At 64.8% G+C, this 25,334-nt stretch carries 21 protein-coding genes and 1 pseudogene; 12 read left to right on the top strand and 10 right to left on the bottom strand.

The features are described 5' to 3' along the window. The first annotated feature begins 66 nt into the window (after positions 1-66). The gene (locus LVJ94_17955; GenBank protein WXB09105.1) at positions 67-948 is read left to right on the top strand and encodes a LysR family transcriptional regulator; all 882 of its coding nucleotides are present in this window, start codon (positions 67-69) and stop codon (positions 946-948) included. On the opposite strand, the gene LVJ94_17950 is transcribed toward LVJ94_17955, so the two are convergent. Together LVJ94_17950 and LVJ94_17945 are read right to left on the bottom strand one after the other, a co-directional pair. Beyond that, positions 929-1,756, bottom strand: coding sequence for a hypothetical protein (locus LVJ94_17950; protein ID WXB09104.1), 828 nt, complete (start codon positions 1,754-1,756; stop codon positions 929-931). The two genes, LVJ94_17955 and LVJ94_17950, sit on opposite strands and share 20 nt — an antisense overlap. Next, positions 1,753-2,592, bottom strand: coding sequence for a hypothetical protein (locus LVJ94_17945; protein WXB09103.1), 840 nt, complete (start codon positions 2,590-2,592; stop codon positions 1,753-1,755). The genes LVJ94_17950 and LVJ94_17945 overlap by 4 nt, the downstream gene beginning before the upstream one ends. A gap of 332 nt (positions 2,593-2,924) precedes the next feature. Here LVJ94_17945 and LVJ94_17940 point away from each other — a divergent pair. After that, positions 2,925-3,083: pseudogene (locus tag LVJ94_17940) on the top strand (ribbon-helix-helix domain-containing protein). A 392-nt stretch (positions 3,084-3,475) separates the two neighbouring features. After that, positions 3,476-5,278: a translation elongation factor 4 gene (gene lepA, locus LVJ94_17935; GenBank protein ID WXB09102.1), complete on the top strand. Its 1,803-nt coding sequence runs from the start codon at positions 3,476-3,478 to the stop codon at positions 5,276-5,278. A 150-nt stretch (positions 5,279-5,428) separates the two neighbouring features. Here the strand turns inward: lepA and LVJ94_17930 are convergent, their stop codons facing one another. From LVJ94_17930 to LVJ94_17905, 6 genes are all read right to left on the bottom strand, one after another. Then, on the bottom strand, positions 5,429-6,880 hold the full coding sequence (locus LVJ94_17930; GenBank protein WXB09101.1) for a S8 family serine peptidase: 1,452 nt from the start codon (positions 6,878-6,880) through the stop codon (positions 5,429-5,431). Between the two features lie 52 nt (positions 6,881-6,932). Then, the gene (locus LVJ94_17925; GenBank protein ID WXB09100.1) at positions 6,933-8,540 is read right to left on the bottom strand and encodes a hypothetical protein; all 1,608 of its coding nucleotides are present in this window, start codon (positions 8,538-8,540) and stop codon (positions 6,933-6,935) included. A 77-nt stretch (positions 8,541-8,617) separates the two neighbouring features. Then, entirely contained in the window at positions 8,618-8,827 is a 210-nt protein-coding gene (locus tag LVJ94_17920; protein WXB09099.1) for a hypothetical protein, read from the bottom strand. A gap of 51 nt (positions 8,828-8,878) precedes the next feature. Continuing rightward, positions 8,879-9,757 (bottom strand): DeoR/GlpR family DNA-binding transcription regulator, encoded by an 879-nt coding sequence (locus LVJ94_17915; protein ID WXB09098.1) that lies wholly within the window; start codon positions 9,755-9,757, stop codon positions 8,879-8,881. Further along, entirely contained in the window at positions 9,754-11,001 is a 1,248-nt protein-coding gene (locus LVJ94_17910; protein WXB09097.1) for an amidohydrolase, read from the bottom strand. Before LVJ94_17910 ends, LVJ94_17915 begins: the two co-directional genes overlap by 4 nt. 2 nt (positions 11,002-11,003) lie before the next feature. Beyond that, entirely contained in the window at positions 11,004-11,936 is a 933-nt protein-coding gene (locus tag LVJ94_17905; protein WXB09096.1) for a hypothetical protein, read from the bottom strand. 80 nt (positions 11,937-12,016) lie between these two features. Here LVJ94_17905 and LVJ94_17900 point away from each other — a divergent pair, with 80 nt between their 5' ends. From LVJ94_17900 to LVJ94_17890, 3 genes are read left to right on the top strand one after another with little or no spacing between them, the layout of a single operon-like run. Beyond that, entirely contained in the window at positions 12,017-13,279 is a 1,263-nt protein-coding gene (locus tag LVJ94_17900) for a hypothetical protein (protein WXB09095.1), read from the top strand. 13 nt (positions 13,280-13,292) lie between these two features. Beyond that, the gene (locus LVJ94_17895) at positions 13,293-14,222 is read left to right on the top strand and encodes a carbohydrate kinase family protein (protein ID WXB09094.1); all 930 of its coding nucleotides are present in this window, start codon (positions 13,293-13,295) and stop codon (positions 14,220-14,222) included. Between the two features lie 22 nt (positions 14,223-14,244). After that, on the top strand, positions 14,245-15,174 hold the full coding sequence (locus tag LVJ94_17890; GenBank protein WXB09093.1) for a 1-phosphofructokinase family hexose kinase: 930 nt from the start codon (positions 14,245-14,247) through the stop codon (positions 15,172-15,174). On the opposite strand, the gene LVJ94_17885 is transcribed toward LVJ94_17890, so the two are convergent. Beyond that, a complete protein-coding gene (locus LVJ94_17885; protein ID WXB09092.1) occupies positions 15,130-16,440 on the bottom strand; it encodes a winged helix DNA-binding domain-containing protein in 1,311 nt (436 codons plus the stop codon). The two genes, LVJ94_17890 and LVJ94_17885, sit on opposite strands and share 45 nt — an antisense overlap. A 174-nt stretch (positions 16,441-16,614) precedes the next feature. On the opposite strand from LVJ94_17885, the gene LVJ94_17880 reads away from it, so the two are divergent. The 6 genes from LVJ94_17880 to LVJ94_17855 all read left to right on the top strand — a co-directional run bounded on the left by LVJ94_17880 (position 16,615) and on the right by LVJ94_17855 (position 22,297). Continuing rightward, the gene (locus LVJ94_17880) at positions 16,615-17,211 is read left to right on the top strand and encodes a porin family protein (GenBank protein WXB09091.1); all 597 of its coding nucleotides are present in this window, start codon (positions 16,615-16,617) and stop codon (positions 17,209-17,211) included. A 127-nt stretch (positions 17,212-17,338) separates the two neighbouring features. Beyond that, positions 17,339-19,096 (top strand): feruloyl-CoA synthase, encoded by a 1,758-nt coding sequence (locus LVJ94_17875; protein WXB09090.1) that lies wholly within the window; start codon positions 17,339-17,341, stop codon positions 19,094-19,096. 359 nt (positions 19,097-19,455) lie between these two features. Further along, entirely contained in the window at positions 19,456-20,466 is a 1,011-nt protein-coding gene (locus LVJ94_17870) for a hypothetical protein (GenBank protein ID WXB09089.1), read from the top strand. Continuing rightward, entirely contained in the window at positions 20,466-21,026 is a 561-nt protein-coding gene (locus tag LVJ94_17865) for a hypothetical protein (protein ID WXB09088.1), read from the top strand. Before LVJ94_17870 ends, LVJ94_17865 begins: the two co-directional genes overlap by 1 nt. Further along, positions 21,010-21,786 (top strand): FkbM family methyltransferase, encoded by a 777-nt coding sequence (locus tag LVJ94_17860; protein WXB09087.1) that lies wholly within the window; start codon positions 21,010-21,012, stop codon positions 21,784-21,786. The genes LVJ94_17865 and LVJ94_17860 overlap by 17 nt, the downstream gene beginning before the upstream one ends. A 10-nt stretch (positions 21,787-21,796) precedes the next feature. After that, entirely contained in the window at positions 21,797-22,297 is a 501-nt protein-coding gene (locus tag LVJ94_17855) for a DUF5662 family protein (protein WXB09086.1), read from the top strand. A gap of 234 nt (positions 22,298-22,531) precedes the next feature. Here the strand turns inward: LVJ94_17855 and LVJ94_17850 are convergent, their stop codons facing one another. Beyond that, the gene (locus LVJ94_17850) at positions 22,532-25,270 is read right to left on the bottom strand and encodes a helix-turn-helix transcriptional regulator (GenBank protein WXB09085.1); all 2,739 of its coding nucleotides are present in this window, start codon (positions 25,268-25,270) and stop codon (positions 22,532-22,534) included. Between the last annotated feature and the right edge of the window lie 64 nt (positions 25,271-25,334).

The raw sequence follows: 25,334 nt of genomic DNA, 5'->3' as shown, positions 1-25,334 counted from the left end.
GCCGGCCGTGCTGCAAAGATGACGTCTCTGCCCGTCCGTCGTGCAAAAATGCCCGTGGCCCCCACCATGACCGAATCCTGGGACGATCTGCGCTTCTTCCTCGCCATTGCACGGCACAAAACGCGGACGGCCGCGGCCGCGGCGCTCTGCGTGGATGCCACCACCGTCGGACGCCGCATTCGCGCACTGGAGCGACGGTTCGACGCGCGGCTCTTTGCGCGCGGGCCGAATGGGCTCGTGCTCACACCGGCAGGTTTGGCCCTGGCGCCGCGTGCGGAGGCGGTGGAGTCGCAGGTGCTCGCGGCCGAGGGGGCGCTCGGCGGCGCGGATTCACGCCTCGAGGGAATGCTCCGCATCACCTCGAGCGAAGGGCTCAGCAGCTATGTGCTCGCGCCGAGGCTCGTCGAGTTCCGGCGCGAGCACCCGGCGATCCGCATCTCGATTTGCGCGGAGAACCGCACCTTGGATCTCGTGCGGCACGAGGCGGACGTCGCGGTGCGTCTTTTTCGGCCGCGCGAGCCCTCGCTGGTGGCGCGGCGGGTGGGCGCGCTCGCCCTGCATCTCTACGCGAGCGACGAGTACCTTCGCCGCGCCGGGCCGCTCCGCAAGCTTCGCGATCTGGCGGCACACGATTGGGTCGGCTTCGATGCGTCGCTGGATCGCACGCCGCCTTCGCGCTGGATGCACGAGCATGCGACGGCCTCGCGCTGCGTGCTGCGATCGAACAGCACCACGGTGGTGCTGGCCGCATGCGCCGCCGGGCATGGCATCGCGATGGCCCCTGCATGCTTCACGAAGCATTTTCTCGGCCTCGAGCGGGTGCTGCCCAAAGTCGCCCTCGAAGCCGAGGTGTGGGCCGTGACCCACCCAGATCTGTATCCGAGCGCGCGGGTCAAGGCCCTGTTGGCGTGGTTGGGACGGACGCTCGCTACTTCTTCTTCGGCGTAGCTTTCGGAGCTTTGCCTGCATCCGCCGAGGACGACGGAGCACCGGCATCCTTGATGAACGCGTCTTGGCCTGGGGCGGCCGTGGGTTCGCCTTGCCCCAGCTTTTCCCGCGCCTTGCGCTCCTCGTCGTCGAGCTGCACGCGCACCATTTCGTCGCGGTCCCAGCGGTCGACGTGGCCGTCGGCCGTCTCGTCGAGCCCCATGCGCTCGAGCTTTCCGCGCGCGTAGATCTCCCAGACGTCGGGCTTCCCGTCGTAATTCCGGTCGCGCTTGATGCGCGAAAGCTGGCCGTCGGTGTAGACCTTCCAGATGTCCGGCTTGCCGTCGTGGTTCGAGTCGACGTTCTCCTCGGCCAGGCGGCCGGCCACGAACGCCATCCACAGATCGACGCGGCCGTCGTAGTCGGTGTCGGCTTCTTCCTTCAGCGCCTCGCCCTTCTCGTTGAAGGTGCGCACGTCGTCCTTGATGCCGTCGAGGTTCGTGTCCACCTCGCGGCAGACCAACGTCTTGTGGCGCGTCTCGCCTTCCCCGAACGTCTTGAACACGCGGCGGATGTTCGGCTTCAACGCGCCCGTGCCCGCCGTTTCACTCACCTCGAACTCGGGCTTGTTGCGCCAGTCGCACATCGTCCGGTCGTCTTTGGGCCACTGGCTCGGATCCTTCGACCCGCCCGGCGTCACCTTGGCGCTTTGTGGCGCCGGCCCGGAGCCGCCGCACCCCACGGCGATGAGCCCCACGCTCGAGGCCACACCCAGCGCGATCCCTACGAACCAGCCCCCGCGGCCCGTCGATACGGTGCGCGACTTCATTTCTTTCCTCCGCCTTTTACAGCGTCCTTGGGCTTGGGTGCCCCTGCGTCTTTGGCGCCGGGCGCGTTGAGCAGCTGGTTGTCCGCTCCCTGCGGAGTCACCGGCTTCGACGCCGACCCGGCATCGACCCCGGTGCCCAAGGCCGCCGCCGTACTGAGAGGAGGTCCAGCGTCACCCGGCCCCGCATCCAAGGTGGCCGACGTGGTGACCGCCGCGCCCGACGCGTTCAGCGTCATCGTGTCATTCGGATCGGGCTGTCCGTCGTTGTTCTTGTCGAAGGCGATCGTCACCTGGTCGCCGCTCCACGACCACCACTGGTCGACGCGGCCGTCGCCGTCGGTGTCGCGCTCACGCTTGATGCGCTTTTCGCTCGCATCGAAGAAGTCCCACGTGTCGAGCCGGTGTTGGCCGGAGATGTCGAGTTCACGACGAGCGAGCTTGCCGTTCTCGTAGTACTCGAGCGCCTCGACCACGCCATCGCCGTCGTAATCGGCCTCCCGGCGGCGAAGCTGCCCGTTTTTGTCGAAGTACTGGAACATGTCCGGCTTGCCGTCGTAGTTCAGGTCCGTCACCCGGCAGACTTCTTTGCCCGAGCCGTCGGCGACCCGCCGGATGTCCGGCTTCCCGTCGCCGTTGGCGTCGAGCAGGGTCACCTTGGCCCCCGTTTCTGGGCAGGGCTCGTGCTGGATGACCTCCGAGCGCGCACCTGCCGGGAGCTTCGAGTTCGAAACCCCGGAATCGCCGCCGCCGCAAGCAGCCAGCGCGACCGTGAAAGCTGCAACCCCAGCGCCAACCCCTCCCGCAACGCTGGCCCATCGAAGAAAGCGAACTCTCATTGTGGCCCGGGCCCACCATACCGAGCGGATCGACCCCCGAGCAAGCTGGCTGTCCGGATGCGCTTGTGACGCCCTAGATCCTGGCCTCGCTTCAGGACGCGCCAAGCTCATCCGTACCATCTGCACCGGGCCCCTTGAACCGACACGTATATTCACGTAGTGTATGTTGCTGCCGCTGGGGCGGGGGTTCGATTTCGAACAAGGGGATGGCGGCAGGCATCCGCGTCGAGTACTGGAGGTTCGCGGGCGGGCTGCTTTTTCGCGGATGGCAACGCGTAGTACATGAGGATTCAAGGCTTTTTGGCGTTCTTGCTCTCGATGAGGCACTGGCGATGTCGCGGAAGAAAATCTCGACGACGATCTACGTGACCCCGGAGCAGAACGACAAACTCAAGCTCCTTCACGAGAGGACCAAGGTCCCCGTCGCCGTCTACATCCGCGAAGGTATCGATCTGGTGCTGCGCCACTACGCGCACCTTCTGCCTGGTCAGCTTCCTTTGGGCGGCCCGCCGCCTCCGACTCCGACGGCCGCGCCCGACTTCCCTCGTCCCGCCGCACCGGCCCCTATTCCTGTTCCCGTTCCTGTAGCTGGCCCTGCCGCGGTTTTGCAGGAGCGCCCCTCGACAGGTGGGGGTGGTGGCGTCGGACGTGCTGAAAAAGCCGAGCGCCTGTCGGCAAGTAAGCTAGAAGCACTCGACACTGTCGACGACGTCCCCTCCGTACCTGCGGAGCGCGTTCGAAGCCAGGACGAGAAGGCCGCCGCTGGCAGCAAAAAATAGCAAGCGCCGCCACTTCGACCCCTGGCCGAGACGCATCTGTCAGGTAATGACGGCATCGGTTTCATAGAGGGCACGCGTCAGATCGCGAGCTGAGTTTCCCCGCCATGTCCACGCCGCAAGAGTTCATCCGCAATTTTTCGATCATCGCCCACATCGACCACGGCAAATCGACCCTGGCCGACCGCATCCTGGAGGTCACCGGCGCGGTCACCCAGCGCGAGGCGCGCGAGCAGTTCCTCGACAAGATGGACATCGAGCGCGAGCGCGGCATCACCATCAAGGCCCAGAACGTCCGCCTCAAATATACGGCGAAGGACGGCACGAACTACCAGCTCAATCTGATCGACACCCCCGGCCACGTCGACTTCAACTACGAGGTGTCGCGCAGCCTGTCGGCGTGCGAGGGTGCCGTCCTGGTCGTCGACTCCACGCAGGGCGTCGAGGCCCAGACCTTGGCCAACGTCTATCTGGCCATCGACCAAGGGCTCGAGGTCATTCCCGTCCTCAACAAGATCGACCTCCCGTCGTCCGACGTCGCCGGCACCAAGCAGCAGATCGAGGACACCATCGGGCTCGACTGCTCGGACGCGCTGTCCTGCAGCGGCAAGACCGGCGAGGGCGTCGCCGACATCCTCGAGCAGATCGTGCAGAAGGTGCCGCCGCCCAAGGGAAATCCCGATGCGCCGCTGCGGGCCATCATCTTCGACTCTTGGTACGACAGCTACCGCGGGGCCATGATCATGGTGCGCGTGGTCGATGGGACGCTCCGCCGCGGCGATAAAATTCGCTTCATGGCGACCAAGCGCGACTACGAGGTCACCGAGGTGGGCTCGTTCCAGCCCTTCGCCGTCGCGCTGGAAGAGATCGGCCCCGGGGAGGTCGGCTTCCTCGCGGGCAACATCAAGAGCGTGCACGACACCAAGGTGGGCGACACCGTGACGCTCGCGGGCAAGCCCGCCGAGGTTCCCCTGCCCGGCTTCAAAGACGTGAAGCCCATGGTCTTCGCGGGCATCTTCCCCACCGACAGCGCCGACTACCCGGACCTGCGCGACGCGTTGGAGAAGCTGCACATGAACGACGCGGCCTTCTCCTTCGAGCCCGACTCGTCGGAGGCGCTCGGCTTCGGCTTCCGCTGCGGCTTTTTGGGGCTGCTGCACATGGAGATCATCCAGGAGCGCCTCGAGCGCGAGTTCAACCTGGACCTGATCACCACGGCACCGAGCGTGGTCTACAACGTGTACAAGAACGACGGAACGATGGTTCGGGTGGAGAACCCGGCCAAGCTCCCGTCGCCGCAGTACATCGAGCGCATCGAGGAGCCCATCGTCAAGATGGCCATCCACGTGCCGGCGGAGTTCGTCGGTGGCGTGCTGGCACTGTGCCACGACAAGCGCGGTGTGCAGAAAGCGCTGACCTACTCCAGCTCGGACCGCGTCATCGTCACCTACGAGCTTCCGTTCGGCGAAGTGCTCTTCGACTTCCACGACAAATTGAAGAGCATCTCCCGCGGCTACGCGTCGATGGACTACGAGCTCATTGGCTACAACCCGGACACCTTGGTGAAGGTGGACATCCTGGTGAACGGCGATCCGCTCGACGCGCTATCCATCATCGTCCACCGCGAGCGCGCAGCCGTGCGCGGACGCGGCCTGGCCGAAAAGCTGAAGGAATTCGTCCCGCAGCAGCAGTACGAAGTGGCCATCCAAGCCGCCATCGGCGGCAAGATCATCGCGCGCGAAACAGTGCGCGCCCTCCGCAAAGACGTCACCGCCAAGTGCTACGGCGGCGACATCTCGCGCAAGCGCAAGCTCCTCGAGAAGCAGAAAGAGGGCAAGAAGCGCATGAAGCAAGTCGGCAGCGTCGAAATCCCGCAGAAGGCCTTCCTCGCGATCCTCAAGGTCGACTGAAGAAGAGAAATTCACAGGAAGACGGGAAGACGGGAAGTTTTTTGGTTTTCAATGAGCCAGCGGGCGAATTGAAACCCCAAAAAGCGCTCCGCGCCCTCTGTGCCGCAAGTCCTTCCCGCCTTCCCGCCTTCATGTGAATTCTCCCCTGAGTTAGCGAGAGCCGCGGCGTCTTCGCAGCAGGAGTAGACTGAGCGCGCAGGCCAGTGCGCTCGCGCCGGCGCTCGCCGCACCGGGTTCGGCGATGGTGCAGCTGCCACCGCTGCTGCCGTCGGCCGGGTTCGTGGGCGCGGGTTCGCGGCCGTTGCCGGCGTCGGATTTGGGAATCGGGGTGCCTGCGTCCGTGCCGGCATCGAGGATGGCGTCGGCTCCAGCGTCGGAGGGGCCGGCGTCTTCGGGGGGGTCGGCATCGGGGGGCGGGCCTGCGTCGAAGGGGACGTCGCGCAGGGCGGAGGCGATGGGTGTCCCCCACCCCGACGGCGCGTCGAAACCGGCGACGGCGTTGCAAAGGTTGTCCGCGCCGGGATCGCAGGTGACGCCCCCGGATGGGGAGCCGTTGGCGTTGGTGCCGGCGGTGATATCGAGGAAGGCGGCGCGGTTCTTCCAGATGAGTGAACCGCCGGCGGCGCCTTTGCCCGCAAGCACGAACATGGCCGCCACGATGGGTGGACCCAGGCTGGTACCGCCGTAAACGGCCCAACCCGCGCCTTCGTACGTGTTGTAGATGGCCACGCCGGTGCGCGGATCGGCGACCGCGGCGACGTCGTTCACCGTTTTCTTCGCGCATCGCGGGGTCGCCACCGGATCGACCCACGAGGGGCGCGCGATGTAGCTGCTGCAGCCGCTGCCCGTGCCGGGAGAGGCGGTGTCGCTTCCGCCCCATACCGTTTCGGTCCAGCCGCGCGCATTGGAGGCGCGGGCGAGCGTGGTGCCGCCAACCCCGATGACCCGCGTGCCGGCGGCAGGGAACAGAGCGCCTTGCGAATACCCCTGGTCGCCGGAGCTCGCGAAGATGGTCACGCCGTCATGCGTGAAGTACGCACGATCGTAGTCGACGGATTCGGCGCTCTCGATGCCTCCCCAGCTGTTCGACACCACGCTTGCGCCAAGGCGCACCGCCATGACGACGGCCGCGCCGAGGTCGGCCATCGTCGCGCCGTCCGCCTCGACGAGCAGGATGCGACAGGCCGGGCAAATGGCGCTGGCCAGCTGCGTGTCGATCGCCATCTCGCTGGCCCACCCGCTGTCCGGGGCGGGCAACGGCGACGAAGCACCGCGCTGGTTTACCTTTTTGAAACAGCCATTGGCGGTCGTGCACGGAGGAAGGCCAAAGGTGGAGCGGTACGTCGCGAGATCGGCCTCGACGTTCGGGTTGTCGAACGCATCCACGACGGCGATGATGCCGGTCGATGTGCCGCTGGATGGAACGCTGTACGCCGACGTAAGATCGGCAGGGCCAAGGCCGCTCGGCCCCGCCAGCGTGGGCCGCACTCCGTAGGCGTCGGTCTGCACCTTGGCCAAGCACCACGCGGTGTTCGGATCGCTCGACGGTGCACAAACGTCGCGGGAATTGGCCGATGCCAACTGCGCAAACGTGAGCGTCATCGCGGCGACGGCCGATGACGATGCCCGAAGCCAAGGGCAGTGAATCCACATCTCAACGCAAGAGTTTACGCCCTCTCCGCGCTGCGAGGATACCCATCATTGCAAACAAAACACCCGCGGTCGGCGAATGCTCCCCGGCGTCGAAGGAGACCGAGCATCCCGTGTTCCCACCGCTGGAGGCCCCGTTCGGGCTGGCGGCATGGGAGGAGCTCGCGTCGGTCTTGCCGCTGCCGCTCGATGCGTCCATCAACGGCGGGATCACCACCGACGCGTCGATCGATGCGTCGGAGCTCGCGCCGCCGTCCACGACCGGGCCGGCATCGTCGACGGGGGCCGGGCCGGCGTCATCGAGCGAGGCAGCGAGAAGCGCCGCGGTGTTCGGCGTTCCCCACCCGGTGGGGCCGTCGAAGCCGACCTTCGCGTTGCACAAGTACGATCCATTGTCCCCGGCGACGCAGGAGATGCCGCCGTCGGGGGTACCGCTGCCATTGTCGCCGCTGGTCACGTCGTAGAAGCGCTCCGTGTTCTTCCACACGAACGCGCCCGTCGAGGTGGCCTTTCCTGCCAACACGAAGATCGCGGCCACGATGGGCGTGGCTGCACTGGTGCCACCAATGACCATCCATCCCGCATCGCCGCCACCGTACGAGTCGTAGACGGCCACGCCGGTGGCGGGATCGGACACGGCGGAAATGTCGGCCACCGTCTTGTTCGGACAATCGGGCCCGTCGTTGGCCCACGACGGTTTCGCGATGCGCGTGCTGCATCCGCTGCCTGCGTGCGCCCACGCCACCTCCGCCCATCCGCGCAGGCTGAGAGGCGATCGCACGAGGCGCGTTCCACCCACGCCAATCACGTTTTTGCCCGATGCCGGGTACGACGTGCCGTTGCCGTACGCCCAGTCGCCCGAGGCCGCGAAGATGGCCACGCCGGGGTGGTTCGAATAATACAGCCGATCGGCCTCGCGGATTTCTTCCGGGCTGGCGTCGGTTTCCTCCTCGGCTTCGACGCCGCCGTAGCTGTTCGACACGACGTCCGCGCCCATACGTACCGCCGTGTTCACCGCCGTCCCGAGATCCACCAACGTCGGTGTGTTGCCCAAGACGAGCACGAGTTTGCAATCGGGGCACATGGCGCTGGCCATGTCGAGATCGAGCGCGATCTCGGCGGCCCATCCGGCATGATCCGACTTGGGCAACGGCGACGGAGCGCCGACTTGATTCACCTTTTTGAAGCAGCCATTCTCCGTCGTGCACGGCGGGAGCCCGAATTGCTCGCGGTACGTCGCCAGGTCGGACTCGGCCGAGGGCGAGTCGTACGCGTTGATGATGGCAATCGTGCCGGTGTGCGTGCCCGACGATGGAACGCGGTAGGCGTGCCGCAAGTCCTCGGGGCCGTAGCCACGGGGCGAGGCGGCCGCCAGAATGTTGCCCGCCGAATCGGTACGCACCTTGGCGTAGCAGCGCACGGTGCCGGGTACGTACGGGCACGCATCGCGCGAAGGTGTGTCGACGACCTGGGCCAGGGCCTGTTCCTGCGCCCCCGCTGCCGCCGACGGCATGGATGATTTTTCGGACTTGGCCGACTCGGAACATGCCATGGGCAAGCCGCCCAAGGCAGAGATCAGCCCCAACGACGCCCAGCGAACCCAACGCAGCATACTCCGAGCCCCCTCTCCTCTCGGATGTGGGTGCATGCATGCTGGGTTCGCTCAACGTGACGCGATGACGCGAAGAGCTATGAAGGGAGCTGCACCGGTGGCGATTCGATCAACTGATGAACACGTCCCGCGAGCCGTTCGAAGTCGGCGTGCTGCTGGCCGAGATCGCGCTTGAGCGCGCGGTCGTCGGTGTGCACGAGCTCATCGAACAGGTGCCGAACGCGCTCGTCGAGGGCGCTGGCCATCAGACGCATTTCGCTTTCGCTGAGCCGAAGGTCGAACATCATGGCTCGAATTTGCGAGCGGAGGCGTCGCACCGCAAGCGATGAGGCGGCGGATTAAACGATGACCACCTCGATGTTGGCGGCCTTCAGCGCGCGAACCATCTCGGCCGAGATTTTTCGGTCCGTGACGACTTTGTGCACGGCATCGAGGTCGGCGATTTTCGAGAGGCTGCGCCGGCCGAACTTGCTCGAGTCGGCCACCACCACGACCTGACGCGAGACGCGAATCATGAGCGCATTGAGCTTGGCCTCCAGCACGTCCGGCGTGGTGAGGCCCACCTCGGGATCGACACCGTCGACGCCCAGAAAGAGCCTGTCGACGTGGAAGCGCTCGAGGATCTGCTCGGCGTGCGGGCCCACCAGGGAATAGGACATCTCGCGCAGCATGCCCCCGAGCATGATGACCCGGATGTGCCGCAACCCCGCGAGCTCCATCGCAATGTTGAGCGCGTTGGTGATGACCGTCAGGGCGCGGAGCGGCAGCGCCTTCACCTCGCGGGCAATGGCCGCGGTGCTGGTGCCCGAGTCGAGCAGCACCGTTTCGCCATCGCGGATCATCTTCGCCGCGGCCTGGCCGATGCGGCCCTTCTCGCGGCGGTGCAGGGTCTCTTTGACCCCGAGCGGCATGTCGTAAACCTGCGGTTTGACCGCACCGCCGTGCGAACGCACCAAGCGGCCCGTGCGCTCGAGCGATGCGAGATCGGCCCGGATGGTCACGGTGGAGACGGAGAAGCGCTCGGACAGCTCCTCGACCATGACGCTGCCCTGTTCGTCGAGCATCTGCAGAATCTTGCGGCGGCGTTCTTCGACGAGCATGCGGTTCGTGTTGTTCGTGGCGGTCGCGGCGTTCTTGGGTGCCTGCGACCGCGTTCCTGAGGAGCCCCCTCCCGAGCCACCGGACTGTGACCTGGGCCCCTCAGAAGAGCGCGTCATGCAACCAGCCCCAAAAGACGTGCGGCGTTGTCGTGATACACCTTGCGGAGAATCGGATCGGGAAGACCGAGGCCATAGATGGCCCAGCGACCTTGGGGCGGTACGGGTGCCGGCGCATAATCGAAGTACTCATCTTCGGTCTCGAGGAACCGATAGTAAATCTCATAAAGCTCGTCGCCAAATACCTGCTGTGGCACTTCGTTGCCCACGGGTGGCGGAATGGCATCCGTGCCGAACAGGATACGGTCTTGATACGTGTCGAAAAACCTGCGAGATGTTCGCGGTTGGCGCCCAAGTTCGCCGATGCGTGCACCTATTTCCACCATGGTGTTGGGATAAAGGTCCAAACAGCGCGAAACGTAAGCAAGATTTTCCGCGGCGTTGCCGACGTGCAAGAGGAGAAATTGCGTCTTCGGGTGGCGCGCGATCACCCGGTTTCGCGCCTCGAGCAGCTCGGCGTTGGAGGGAAAATCCTTGCCATGAAAGGACCAATCGGGGTGGTTCGAGAGCTCCTCGTAGCGCTCGTTATTTCGATCGGTCGGGAGAAAAAAGGCCTCGGGATCGGAGATGTGGATCCACACCGGCATTTTGTTGGCAGCACATGCTTCCCACATCGGGTCGAAGCGGCGGTCGTCGATTTTGACCAGCGGGCCGCTGTCGATCTGCTCGCGCAGGTAGAGGCCGAGGGTCTTCAGGACTTTGAGGCCTTTCGCGCCAGCCTTGCGCGCGTGCTGGATGGCGTCGGCTTGGAGCTGCGGATACTTGGGCTCGAGCCAGCGGCCGTAGGAGGGCTCGGTGAGCGTGGCGAAGCGGCCTTCGTAGGTGCGATCGAGCTTTTGGATCGCATCCTCGAGGCCCTTGCTGGTGCCGCCGGTGAGGTTGACCATCATCTGCACGTTCTTGCGGTTCATCACGTCGAGAAGTGCGCGCGGCTCGGCGAAGAACTGGTTCTCCTCGCCGACGGCGACGCCTTTGCGCATGGTCTTGGACCACGTGATGTGCGTATGCACGTCGATGACTGGGAACTTCGCCTTCGGCACGCGCGTCTGCGCGACATGGAGCATGCTCTTGGGGCGAAAGTCGTCCAGGACGAGCTTGGAGCCGCCCGGGCTGCCGGCGCCGCCGGTGCCTGCAGCCGTCGCCGTAGCCTCCCCCACCCCGTCCCTCCCCTTTTTGGGGAGGGTGCCGCAAGCCGCGGACACGAGTCCAGCTGCCGTCATGGTCAACCACTGGCGTCGATTCATGGTCACTCCCCGTCTGGACCTACCCGAGATGCCATCAAGGTTTGCACGCGCTGGGTGAGGGCCAGCGCGCGATCGTACGGCCGCAGCCACATGTTGCGGCCGAACATCACGCCGGTGGCGCCGCTCTCCATATAAAGCTTCACCTTGTGGATCACGGCGTCATCATCGTCGTTTTTCTCCCCTCCCGAAAAGAGGACCATCGTCTTTCCCGCGGAACGGACCACGCGGCGCAAGCGCTCCGCGGTGTCTTCTCGGAGCGAACGGTACGGCTCCGGGCAGCGCTCGTTGTCTGATTCTGGCTCATGCAGTTTCACGATGTCGGCGCCTAGTTCCTCGGCGACACGGGCGGCGTAGTCTTGGGCGTACAACGTGCCCTTTCCGCCCTTCGCATCGATGGCGCGCCCGCGCGGATAGGCCCACATGACAATGGGCATTCCAAATCGCGCGCAATCCTGACGAACCCGCTGAAACTGGAGAATCTCGTGATCTTGCCGTGGCGAGCCGATGTAAAGCGTATATCCCACCGCATCGGCGCCGAGGCGCACCGCGTCTTCGACATTGGCAAACATCGGCGACACCGCCTCGGCATCGTCCGCGATGTTCGTCTTGCCATTGAGCTTGAGGATGAGCGGAATCGTCCCCGCGTACTGATCCATGTATTTCTCGGCCAGGCCGATGCCCAACGCCATGGCCGAATAATTCCCCTCCGCCGCCAGGCGGAATGGGTAATCGGTATTCAGCGCAGCCGGATTGGGAAAGAAGTCCGCCGGCCCATGTTCGAGTCCCTGATCGAGCGGAAGGACGAGCAAGTTCCCGTTCCTGGGCCCGCTGGCATACAGCAGCCGATGAAGCCGCACCCGTTTGCCGAGCGAAAGGGACAGATTTCCGAGCCGGGGGCGCGATGTCCGGACACCGAGATCGGGGGTTGGACGCACAGGTTGCTCTTGTCGGTTCATTTTGTTACTTTTCGTTTTCTTTCGATTTTCTTTCGTTTCCTTACAAGGAGGAGTTTCTCATGTCAATTGGCGCGCTGCGAGGTGAGACGCCGTCACTGGATGATTGGTTGAACCAATTGAAGGGTACCCGAGAATTGGGCACGCTTCTCTCGACGGCGGAGAGCGACCGCAGGGATGCGGGGTACTTCCACACCTTGCGCGAGATCGCGCAGCAACCGATCACGTGGCTCGAGACGGCGAAGGCGGCGGCGCAGGGCGCGCCCGACCTCGTGCGGCTGCTCTCCGAAGTGGGTATTCGCGAGGGCGATGGGACGGGGTCGTTCTTCCTCACGGGCTCGGGCAGCTCGCATTGCATCGCACAATGCCTCGCGCCCACGTACCAGCAGGCGTTTCGCGTGCCCGCGCTCGCCGTGCCAGCGGGCAACGTGCTCACGCATCCCTCGGAGGCATCGGTCTTCGCCCACCCCGGGTTGGTCGTCTCGTTCGCCCGCTCCGGGGACAGCCCCGAGAGCGACGCGCTGGTGGATCACTTCCTTCGCGCCCACCCCCGGGCGCGGCATCTGATTTACACCTGCAATGCGGAGGGCGCCCTCGCCACGAAGTACCGGACCGATGCGCGGGTGACCTGCGTCGTGCTCGACAAGAACACGAACGACCGCAGCCTGGTGATGACCTCGAGCTTCACCAACCTATTCCTTGCCGGCCACGCCCTGACGAGCCTGGACGACACGGCGTCGTACGTTCGCCGCGTGGAGCGGGTGGCCCGTGTCGCAGCGGACGTCCTCGGCGAGTGCAGCCCGCTCGCGAATGTGGCACGAAGTGACTTCCGTTCGGCCATCTATCTAGGTAGCGGGGCACGCTTCGGCGCAGCCCGGGAGTCGGCTCTCAAAATGCTCGAGATGACAGGAGGCCAAGTTTTCACCTTTGGTGAAACGTACCTCGGTCTTCGCCACGGACCGATGTGCGCAGCGCAACGCGACACCTTGCTCGTGTGCTTCCTGTCGTCGGATCCCATCGCGCGCGCCTACGAGATGGACCTGCTGGAGGAACTAGGCGGCAAAGGCCTCGGCCTGGCGAAGGTCCTCGTCGGCAGCCAGGTACCCGAGTCGATCGTCGGCCCGCAAGACGTCGTGGTGGACACGGGCACGCCCATGGTCGACGACGGCGATCTTCCGGTCCTCGATGTCTTGGTGGGTCAGCTTCTCGCGTTCTTTCAGTGCCGAGCGCTGGGGCTTCGCCCGGATGCGCCCTCACCCGACAACGTCATTCGTCGCGTCGTCGAGAAATTCGAAATTCATAGCCCCCCGCTGAGTGTGTCGTGAAAGGGGGCGGGTCATGAGGAAGGTTCTGGTCGCGGGCGAGATCAACGTCGACCTGGTGCTCCGCGGTTGTCCGATTTTTCCGGCGCCGGGCAAGGAGGTCGTGGTCGACGATCTGGGCATGGTGCTGGGCAGCGCCTCGGCCATCTGTGCGATGGGGCTCGCCCGGCTGGGAACACCGGTCTCCTTCGTCGGAAAGGTGGGGGCCGATTCCTGGGGCGCGTTCTGCAGGGAGACGATGGCAGGCGCCGGGATCGACGTCGCACGGGTTCGCGCGGAGCCCGAGCTCAAGACCGGTGTGACGGTGGCCATCTCCGGCCCGAGCGATCGCGCGCTGGTCACGTTCTTGGGGAGCTCGGCCGAGCTGGGCGCCGACGACATCGGGGACGACGTCTTCGAGGGCGCGGCGCATCTTCATGTCTCGTCGTACTACCTCCAGAAAAAGCTTCGGCCGGGCTGCCGCGCGTTGTTCGAGCGCGCCCACCGCGCCGGGCTGACCACGTCGCTCGATCCAGGTTACGACCCGAGCGAACGCTGGTCGGACGATCTACTGTCCACGCTGGCGGAGGTGGATCTTTTCTTCCCGAACGAGGTGGAGCTCCAACGCATCGCACGACGCGAGGATGTCGTCGAAGCGCTGCATGCCATGGAAAGCGTGCCCGCTAAAACGGTGGCCAAGCTCGGAGCGGAGGGCGCCATCACCTTGCATCGCGGCGAGGTGGTGCGCGTCCCGGCGTTTCCGGTGCAGCCCGTCGACACGACGGGCGCGGGCGATTCGTTCAACGCGGGCTTCCTCCACGCATGGCTCGGCGGCGATAGCCTGGTCGAGTGCATGCGGTTCGGCGCGGCTTGTGCATCTCTTTCGACGCTGGGCATCGGAGGCACGGCGTCCCAGCCAACACGCGACCAGGCGCTGTCCGTGCTGAGACGACGCAAACAGGATTGACGAGACGGACGAGGACGGAACGGTGATTACGGTTGGTGGCTTCAATACGTCGATGGACGAGCTCATCCAGCTCGAAGAACTTTCACTCGGCAAGGTCCACCGAACCACCGGCGTGCAGGCGTACCCCGGCGGCAAAGGGTTGCACGTGGCCACCGGCATTGCCGCCCTGGGCGAGCCCGTCGCCTTGGTGGGGCTGATCGACCGCGGTTACCGCACCACCTTCGAAGACTGGCTCGGCGCGCGCGGGGTCGCCTTCCACGGCATCGAAATCGAGCAGCCGATCCGCACCTGTTTTGCCATCCGCGAGCAGTCGGGCCGCATCACGGAAATTCTGGAGGCGGGGCCCGAGATCGATTCGCGGATCGAGGGCGAGCTGCTGGCAACCTTCCGCAAGCTGGCCGACGCCTCCCGGGTGGCCGTGCTCTCGGGCAGCCTGCCGCGCGGCATCTCCGAGCAGACCTACGCCAAGCTGGTGGAGTCGCTCGGGACGCGCTGCATCGTGGACGCCAGCGGGGATCCGCTGCGGCATGCCATCGCCGCCGGTCCGTTCATGGTGAAGCCGAATCGCGATGAGGCCGAAAGATGGCTCTCGATGCCCATCGACGGCCTCGAGGCAGCGGCCGCCGCCGCGCAGCGCATGGCCTACGAGGGCATCGCACTCGTCGTCGTGTCGCTGGGTGACCAAGGCGCCCTCGCCTTCTCCCACGGCGTGTGCCTTCACGCCTCGGTGGAGATCGACGCGTGCATCAACCCCGTGGGCTCCGGCGATGCGCTCGTGGGCGGGATGACCGTGGGGCTTGCCCGCGATTGGTCCTTCGAGGCCACGTTCCGGCTGGGGGTGGCCTGCGGCGCCGCCAATGCGCTCACCGGCGAGACCGGCTTCTTCCGACGCGAGGACGTGGAAAAGCTATTCCCCCTCGTCAAGGTCCGCACCTTTCCGTTTTCGCGCTGACGGAGCCGCCAATGCCGCGCGGAGCGATTTCGCCCAAGGGCGGGGATCGCTTTTGCGGATTTGGACTTTCGGGGTGCGGTGCCACGCCGCGCACGTTCGAATGGCCTCGGCCACGTCGCGGGTCAGTGCCTCGGTGGGGCGTTGGCCGGGCTGGAGGTAAACCGATTTGATCTCGAAAATACCGTCCACGCGATGGGCTTTGGCGTCGAGCCGGCCCACCAGGGCCCCCCGGCGCAGAATGGGCAATACGAAGTAACCGTATTGGCGTTTCTCCGCCGGGACGTAGCATTCGATGCGGTAGTCGAAATCGAACATGCCGGTGGCGCGCTCGCGATCCCAAACGACGGGATCGAACGGCGAAAGCAGGGTGCTGTGCGTGGCGCGAAGGGGGCTTTGCACGAGCTCGGTATGTGCAGCATGCATGTACCCGGGGTTGCCCCAGCCTTCGACCTCGACGCGCACGATGTCACCCGACTCGACGAAGGGGTCGAGCTCGACGTCTTTGAGCCGCCGCCCGAGTCGGAAGTAGTCGGCGATCCATCGCGCCTGGGTGACACCGAGGGCGCGAACGGCGCGCACGATGAAGGTGCGGCGCATCTCTTCTTCGGAAGGGCTCACCGTCGGATCGACGTCGGGGGCTGCCGCGGCGAGGACACGCTCGGTCAAGTCGTAGACGCGTTGGAACTTGTCGCGGCGGGCGATCATCAATTCGCCCAGGACGAAAAGCGCCTCCAGCCAGCGCTTCTCCGACTTCCAGCCCCACCACCACCGTTTTTCGCCGCCCTTGTCGTTGCGCTCGAAGTCCGACGACTTCACCGGCCCGAGCTCGCGCACGTGCGCGAGCAGGCGATCCATGGCCTCGCGGTGGTCGTCGTGCATGCGCTGGGCTTGGCGGCGCGCCCAATGGTTGCGCCCGTCAACGTGACGCCGGTGCAGGGCGTAATCCGCGATGGGGGCGAAGCACGCCTCGTGCGCCCACGTTTCGAAGATGGCCCCCTCGGCCAAGAGAGCCTCCAGCCACCCAGGCTGGTAGTCACCGAGCCGGGAAAAGAGAACCAAGTACGGGCTGCGCGCCACGACGTGGATGGTGTCGATCTGCAAAAGCTGCATCCGCGCGATGGCGGCCAGAACGTCGGCCTTCTTGGCCCGGCCGCGGGGCGGCACGAGCAAACCTTGCGCTGCGAGGTGGAGGTGGCGCGCCTGCCGCGCACTCAATGCAAGCATATCGCGCCCGTCGTACCACAGGTTGCAAGGTGTGACTTCCACTTCACGTACCTGGGCGTAGTGATTGGATGACGCGTATCGCCGAACGCAGTGTGGATTGCTGCAAAAGACCGCAGGAAACGGCATTTTCGACGCGCGCACCGCTGCGGCAAGCAAAATGCATTGTAGCCCGTGCATAGAGCAGCACGCACTTATTCACATAAGGATCTCTCCATCATGCGAAAAATCTTAATCGGGCTTTTGTCAGGTACCTTCTTCGTTGCGGCCGCCTCGAGCGCGAACGCGGCGGAAACCTCGCCGACGCCGAGCACCGATCATCCCATTAGCGTGGCCGCGTTCGGCGGTTATGGCTTCAACAATTCTTTGGATAGCAACGCAAAAGACAGCTTCAACCTCTATGGCGCCGGCTTCGGCGTTCGGGCGGGCTACACGCTTCCCATGAAGCTCTATCTCGGCGGTATGTTTCAATACAACTTGGGCAGTGAGCTCGAAGGAACGACTGGAAAAACCAGGGGTCGGGTCATGAACCTCGGCGGTGAAGTCGGCTACAACTTCGACGTCGCGCAGTTCACCATTCGTCCGTACGTCGGTGCGGGTGTCGGCATCGCCGGCGGCGATATCAAAGGCCTCGATGAGCACGACAACAAGGTCAAATTCTCCGTTTGGCCGGGCGTGCAAGGTCTCTACAACGTCACCGACCAGCTCTATGCCGGTATCGACGCGCGGTACACGTTCATCTTCACCGACCTTGGGCCGGGCGGCGGAAATGCCAACGCCATCGGCGTCTACGGCACCGTGGGGTACCGCTTCTAAGCGAGGGACCTCCGTCGGGACCGCTTCGCGGTGACGCGCAGCGTCTTCGAAGATTCGGACGCCTCGCGATGCCGAGCGAGGTGCATGCCCTTCCAGCGTTGCGCGCCATGACGTTAGGATCGACGCCATGGCCCGTCCGCCCCGATTCGCCGATCCCGCGATCTCGATCGAGCAACGTCCCGACGGCAGCATGCTTCTCTGCGCCCAGGGCGCGCTGGGCGACTACCCGGCGCATCTGGGCGCGGTGCTTCGCGCGTGGGCCGAGCGCGCGCCCGATCGGGTGTTTCTGGCGGAGCGCACCAAGAAGGGCGGTACGCGGGAAGTGACGTACGGGGAGGCCTATCGAACGGCAAGGCGCCTCGGCGCGCGCATGCTGGACGATGGCCTCGGCCCCGCGCGGCCGGTGATGATCGTCTCGGACAACTCCGTGGACCATGCCTTGGTGGCCTTGGGGGCCATGGTGGCTGGGGTTCCCGTTGTGCCGATCTCCGCCGCGTATTCGCTCATGTCGCGCGATCATGCGAAGCTGCGCACGTTGCACGCGATGGTGCACCCGGGCTGGGTGTTCGCCGACGGCGACGCCTACGCGCGCGCCATTGCGGCGTTGCCTCTCGATCCCACGACCCGTGTCGCAGTGGGACTTTCCGCCCTTTTGGAGGTCGCAAATTCGAACTCCGCCGATGTCGATGGTGCGCTGAATGCCATTGGCCCCGACCAGGTGGCGAAGATCCTTTTTACCTCGGGCTCGACCGGCGCGCCCAAGGGCGTCATCAACACGCACCGCATGCTGTGCTCGAATCAGCAGGCGCTGGCCCAGGGGTGGCCCTTCTTGGGCGATCGCCCGCCGGTGGTCGTCGATTGGCTTCCTTGGAGCCATACCTTTGGGGGCAATCACAATTTCAATTTGGTCCTCTGGCACGGCGGGACGCTGTGGGTCGACCGCGGAAAGCCCGTTCCCGGCCGCATCGAGGACACGGTCGACGTGCTGCGCCACGTCTCCCCTACCCTGTATTTCAATGTGCCGCGCGGCTTCGATGCACTGTTGCCTTATTTGGAAAACGACGCCGCGCTCGCCGAGACGTTCTTTCGCGATCTTGATTTGCTCTTTTATGCCGCGGCAGCGTTGCCACGACCCATTTGGGACAGGCTGGTTCGCTTGGGAGAACGGACGCGCGGCGAGGCCGTGCCCTTCGTGAGCGCGTGGGGCGCGACGGAGACGTCCCCGCTGGTCACGCAGGTGCATTTTCCCATCGACGATCCGAGCATCATCGGTGTACCGACCCCGGGCACCACGCTGAAGCTGGTACCCAACGGCACCAAGCTGGAGGCGCGCGTGAAGGGGCCGCAGGTCACGCCGGGCTATTTGCACGACGCGGATGGCTTTCGCGCCATGCTCGACGACGAAGGCTTCTATCCAACGGGCGACGCCGTCCGCCTCGCCGATCCCGCCAATCCGAACCGGGGCATCGTCTTCGACGGCCGCGTGAGCGAGAATTTCAAATTGAGCAGCGGCACCTGGGTGCACACGGGCGCATTGCGCCTCGGGTTAATTGCCGCGTTGTCTCCGCTGGTTCAAGACGCGGTCATCGCCGGCCACGATCGCGACTTCGTGGCGGCGCTCCTCTTTCCCAGCGCCGCGGCCTCGAAGGACGAGGGCCTGCGCACGAAAATCGAAACCGCACTTCGCGCCCACAACGCCCGCGCGAACGGAGCGACCAGCCAGATCGTGCGGTATGCTTTGATCCTCGACGAACCGCCGTCCATCGACGCGGGCGAAATCACCGACAAGGGATACATCAACCAACGCGCCGTCCTCGATCGACGCGCGGCATGGGTGGAATGCCTCTTTGCCGCCGACACCGGCCCAGACGTCATCCGCACCTGACCGGCGAGCTTGGACATCGCTTCGGCCGCCGCAGCATGCGTGCTCGAAAGACACCCGCGCGATCATCGAAAATTTGAGAGACATTCATCGAAGTTAATTGATTGGTATTGTCACGAGCGCCGTCATAGTTAGGCGAGATGCCTCACTTGAACGAGCCATCGACCCTCCGTGGTCACGTCGAGCATCCCATCCTCTTTGGGCGAGAAGAATGCAGATGGCTTGCTCGGGAGTATCACGCCCGCGAGCCATCGATTCTTCACGCCGCCGAAACCATATCTCCGGAGCAATTCTTACGATTGTTCCTCACCGCCCATGGGATGCCGCCCGCCGGAAATTGGCGCACGCACACCTATGTACGAGTGACCGATTCCATCACCGCATTGGATCATTTCTTTCTAATCCCGCTGCCGTACGAGGCGTACCATCTCCTTCTCAAGGATCGCCATCCGCCCAAGAATCGGCCTCATATTCGCATGCAGGACGGCCGGGTTTGGGTCGATCACATTCCAACCACCGCACGGCCTCAAGCCATCCCATTCACCACTCCATTTTGGTATTTTCACTACGATCCCAATTTGGAGCAGACCCCCTTTCAATCGATGACGCTCAACCTGAATCCGGCGTGTCCGGAAAAATGCACGCTTTGTGCGGGAGCGAAGACGGGGCGGGTGAACAATGGGATGGATGATACGCTTTCGTCGCGATCCACGTTGGATCGCGTTTTCGCGCAGCATCCCGAGGCGGCCGCGCAGTTGGACAGCGTGGCCATCGTGACCGGGTGCTTTCGCAATTTCGATGTCTTGACGGACCATCTGAAAGACGTGCGGCGATCCGTCGAGTCGCATGCATCGCCCTCGCGCTATTTGGTCCTCGAGCACAACGTCGTCACGGAAGAGCAGTTCGACGTGGTGATTCGCGAACTCGGCTACGAGGTGTTCATCACCCTAGAATGTTTCGATCAGGACAACCGGAACATCGCCCTCAATGGGAAGGTGGGACGCAAAGGGCGCGACAGCAACGAATTTCTCGACATGATGTGGACGTACGCGCGCTACCTCGACACCCGCCCCGAGCTGGGCAAGCGTTTCGTCAAAGTCACTTACCTCATGGGCATCGACTCGCTGGAGACCTCCGAGGCCTTGTTCCAAAAAATGGCCGACATGAATCGCCAGTTGAAACATGCCGTCGTCATGCCCTGGCTCAGCATCTTTACCCCCTACGACCGCCCCATGCGGGCCATCCAACAGCCGGACTTTTCGCTTCGATTTCTGCTGGATGCCCAGGAATTGTGTCGCAAATATTTCGATGAACCGTGGCTCGCGAGCGAAAGCGGGGGCACCGCTCAGGGATTCGCCCGCGGGCTGTTCTGATGAGCGCCATCGCCACGGCTGGATTCGGGGACGGGATCTCGGAGCGGCTGAAACGGCTGTCGCCGCTCCTAGAGAACATGTGCTTCTGCGGCTCGAGCCTTCGGGCACTGCACACCATCGTGGAGCTCTCGCAAAGGCGTTCCGGCCGCGCGTGCCTTTTGGTTCTCGCCCCGCCGAAGCCCTCCGCGCTCATGAAGGCACTGGCCTCGCAAGCGGGATCGAAGGTCGTTTCGGCAGGGAGTGCCGCGCTTCTCTGCCGGGCCATCGCCGAATCGGGCGAGCGCATCGGCGCCATCGCCGTGCAGCCCGAACCCAGCGTCCGCGCCCAAAGGCGCTATCTCCGGAGGGTGCGCGATTTGGCCAGTGCGGAGGGTGCGCTGATGCTTTGCGACGAATCCTCGTCGAGTGCCGAAGCCCTCACGGCAGGCTACGTGCACGCGATGTACGGCATCACGCCCGACCTGGTGTGCGTTCGTTCCTCCGATGAATGGGATTCGCATTGGTTGGCGGGCCGGGCCGAAATTCTCGAATCAGGAGCGAACCATGGCATCATCCCTTGAGTCGTACATCGCGCGGCACGGCCTCCGGCAGGTGAACGCGTACGAGACGGAATACCTTTACCGGGAGATCTTCGAGCACGAGGTCTATTTGAAATACAGCGTCCGTCTGCCCAGGGCTCCCGTCATCTTCGACGTGGGCGCGAACATTGGCTTGTTCACACTGTTCATGAAAGAGCGCTTTCCGGATGCGACCCTTCATGCCTTCGAGCCCGCCGGCGAGCCGTATGCATGCCTGGTGCACAACACGGCGAGGTTCGAGCAGGGCATCGAGACGCTCCAAGTCGGTCTTTCCGAGGAAAACGGCGAGGTCGACTTCACGTATTACCCGGGGTATTCCGTTCTATCGGGCTTTCACACGGATCTTCGGCGAGACTCGTCGCTCGTCGTCGAATCCACCTTGCACTTCGCCGACCCGGCAGCGGTTCGGCGGGCGGACGTCGAAGCCACCGTGCTGCCGCGGTTCGGACGAACCTCGACGATGACTTGCCCCACGCGCAGCATGTCGCGCATCGTTCGTGCGCGGAACATCTCCAGGATCGATCTGTTGAAGATCGACGCCGAACGCTCGGAATTGGCCATTCTGCGGGGCATTCGTTCCGACGATTGGCGCATCATCGACCAAATCGTGGTGGAGGTTCACGACGAGGCCGAGTTGAGCGTCATTCGGACGATGCTGAAGTCTCACGGATTCGACGTGGCCATCGACCAGGAACCGGCGCTGGCCAAGTCGGGAATCTACAACGTCCATGCTGCGCGCTAACGGCATTTCGATGCCGACGGAGGCGATGGTGGCGCGCTTCGAGGCACGAACGCGGATGCACATCGGTTTGGTCGCGAAGAACCTCCTCCTGCTCCAGGGGTACATGGGCCTGGAGCGATCCGAGTTGGAGGCGCGCGCGCGTGTGCACGACCAGAGCAAGTTCGACGATTCGGAGCGCACCGGCTATATTTGGCTCACCTGGAGGTACGACTCCAAGGCGGTCTTCGAATACCCCGAGGGGATCCAAACCACCGTCGAGCAAGCGCTTCGGCATCACCGCATGCGAAATCTTCACCACCCGGAAGCGCATGCCACGCCCGATGCCATGGGCATCTTGGATCTCGTCGAGATGGTCTGCGATTGGACCGCGATTGCGCAAGAGCTGCACGCGGGCGCGGGAAGCGCACGATCCTGGGCGGAGGACAACCTGGGCAAATGGCCATTCTCGCCGGGCAAGCGTCATTTCGTATTGGCCACCATCGACGAACTGGACCGACGCCATGCGCGCTGACTTCGGCCGACGCCGGAGAGAGGATTGAACAGGGAGGGGGGGAGGCGGGGAGGGATACGGCACAAATCCCACCGCGCACCGATGCTGGTTTGGGTTTTTTACTTGGCTCACGAAGCCAACTGAAAACCCAAAAAAGCCTTGGCATGTGGTGGGATTCGCGTTGTTTCCCTCCCCGCCTTCCCCCCTTCCTGTTCAATCTTCTGCGGGGTGCGCAAGACTCGGGAGCGGGAAGGTTTATCGTGGCGCGCCACGCAGGAGTGCGTCGGCGCGGAGCAAATCCGTCGTGTCGAAGCCTTCGGTGAAGCGCGCACGGACCTCCGCGAGCCGGTCGTATGCCTCGGCGACGGGGCGTTCGGGCTGGCGCGTCCAGAGATCGACCAGCGTCATCGTGGCGCGAAGCTCCCAGGATAGCGCGCGCTGGTGCCGTGCAAGATCGATGGCCCGAAGGAGGAGCGTCTCGGCTTCCTTTTCACCGGCGCCTCGTTCGAGGATGCGTGCGGCGCGGATCCGCAGTCGCTCGGGGGCACACCACGCGGCGAGTCCCTCCTCCCCGCGCGCGAGGACCGCGTCGCAGGCCAGCGCCGCGTCCACCGTGGCGACGGACTCCGAGAGGACCGTGTCCTCGAGCCGTTCCGCGTGCCCGTTGAGTGCCCCGTCCAAGATGTCTTGGTAGGCGAGCCCGCAGGTGTGAAAGGTCGCGAGGGAGTGCTCGAGCGCGCTCGTGCACAGCTCCGCCGTGTATCGCTCGGCCGCGACGCGATCCCCCGTCCAGAACGAAACGGGGATCGCCGCGAGCGAAAGCATGTAGCAGAGAGGCAGCGCTTGGCCGATGCTGCGCGCACGCGCGACGGCCTCGCGAACGTGCTCTTTTGCCTGCTCGGGGAAGCCTTGGAGCCAGCGGACGCGCGCGAGTATCGTGTGCGCGGAAATCCGCGTATCGAATTGAATCACGCGATAGCGAACCCCGCCCGTGGCGAGGGCGGCGTGTTCGAGCAACTCGTTCGCGCATGCACGCGCCCCCGCATGGTCGCCGGTGCAATGAAGGACCAAGGCGTCCATTCTCGTGCGCACGAGCGTGAAGGCGGAGCGTCCGAGGCTCGTCGTCAGCTCGTCGAATTCCCTCAAGACATCCATCGTGCCCGGGTGGTCGCCGCTATGCAGCACGCAGATCTGCAGGCCCCAGAGCGTCCGGAGTTGCGCATCGACGAGCCCTTCGCGCCGCGCGGTCCCGAGCGCTCTTCGGAAGGCGTCCGCAGCCACTTGCCGCGATTGGCGCTCGCGAACGTGCAATACCGTATAAGCAAACGCTTCCCACAGGCGAATTTCCAAGAGCGGATGCTGCGCCAGCAGCGCGCAGGGCGCGGCGAAGGCGCCCTGCAGAAGCCGCTCGTATTCATCCAGCAGCGCCAAGAAGAACCAGAGCAATGCCGAGTGCGCGAGGATCTGCGCGCCGAGGAGAGGATCGCCGCGATCCGACATGGCCCAATCGAGCGCACCGCGCAGATCGTCAATCACATATCGATGGCCGTCCGTCCAAACCTTGGGATCCGAGGTCTCCCACTCGACTTCGGCGGCACGCACCGTCGAGAGCATGTACTCCGCATGACGCCGCGCGACCGCATCCCGAACCGGCGCGGCCGCGAGCTTCGCCGCCGCAAACTCGCGCGTCGTATCGAGCAATCGATAAAATGGAACTTCACCGCCGATATCGGCGGTCACCAGCGATTTCGCAAAAAGGTTGGAAAGATGATTCATCGCCTCCGAGTGGGTCGATTCGGGGCCGGCCACAGCGACGGCAGCCTCTCCGCTGAACGGCCCTCGAAAGACGGAGAGACGCTGGAGCATCGTCTGCTCTTCCGGCGGCAAAAGATCGTAGCTCCAGTCCAGGGTCGCCTCGAGTGTCTTGTGGCGCGGGAGCGCCGTGCGCCGGCCCTGCGACAGCACGCCGAAGCGATCGTCCAAGCGGGTGGCGATCTGGCGCACGCCGAGCTCCCCCACCCGCGCCGCGGCGAACTCGATGGCCAGCGGCATCCCGTCGAGCCGCCGGCAGATCGCCGCCACGCTCGCAGCGTCGGCATCCCGCAGCTCGAACCCATCGTCGCTCGCCCGGGCGCGCTGTGCGAAAAGGCCGACCGCGGCGTACGAGAGGGCGTCGGCCGCGTTCAATCCTTCCGGCTGCGACGGGTGGGGCAGCGGCGGCAGGCGATACGCCCACTCCGCCGCCGCCCGCAGAATTTCACGGCTGGTCGCGAGGATGCGCAGCTCGGGGAGCCCCGACAACAGCGCTTCCACGAGCCCGGCGGAGGACTCCACCACGTGCTCGCACGTGTCGAGCAGAAGGAGCATGCGCTTGCCACGCAAATGCGAGAGCAGGCCGGCGAGCGGCTCGTCGGGAAGCAGGCCAATCCCGAGTGCCGAAGCGACGGCGCTGGCCACGAGGTTCGGATCGGAGAGCGACGAGAAGTCGACGAAGCAGATTCCGTCTGCAAAACGCGGCAAGCAACGCTGCGCCACCGCAATGGCCACCGTGGTCTTGCCGATGCCCCCGGGACCGGTGACGGTGACCAAGCGCTGGTCGTTCAGCGCCTCCGCGAGGAGGTCGATCGTCTCCGCGCGCCCCACGATGGTGGCCAGCCGCACGGGGAGGTTGTGCGCGGCGCGCTCGCCGGACGCTACCGTCGCGGGATGGGTGTCCACCCGTGAAACCGGCAGCGTGAAGCAGTAGCCACGGGGAACCGTCTCGATGGCTTGCTGCCCGCGCTCGGTGCGCGCGAGCACCTTTCGAAGGGCACCGATTTGGACGCGCAGGTTGGTCTCGTCGACGACGACGTCCGGCCAGACCAGGGCCATGAGCTCGTCGGCCGAAACCACGCTCCCCGCGCGCTCGACCAGCACGCGAAGGATGTCGAACGCGCGCACACCGAGGCGAACCTGCTCCTCGAGCAGATGCAACGCGCGTGATCCGGGATCCAACCGAAAAGCACCGAATGCATACCCGATCGAGCCCAATGTTCCCCCTGATGGCAAACCCGCTTTC

It is taken from the genome of Sorangiineae bacterium MSr11367 (genome assembly GCA_037157805.1).
Taxonomy (GTDB): Bacteria; Myxococcota_A; Polyangia; order Polyangiales; family Polyangiaceae; genus Pendulispora; species Pendulispora rubella.
This window is presented reverse-complemented; position numbering and strand designations above follow the sequence as displayed.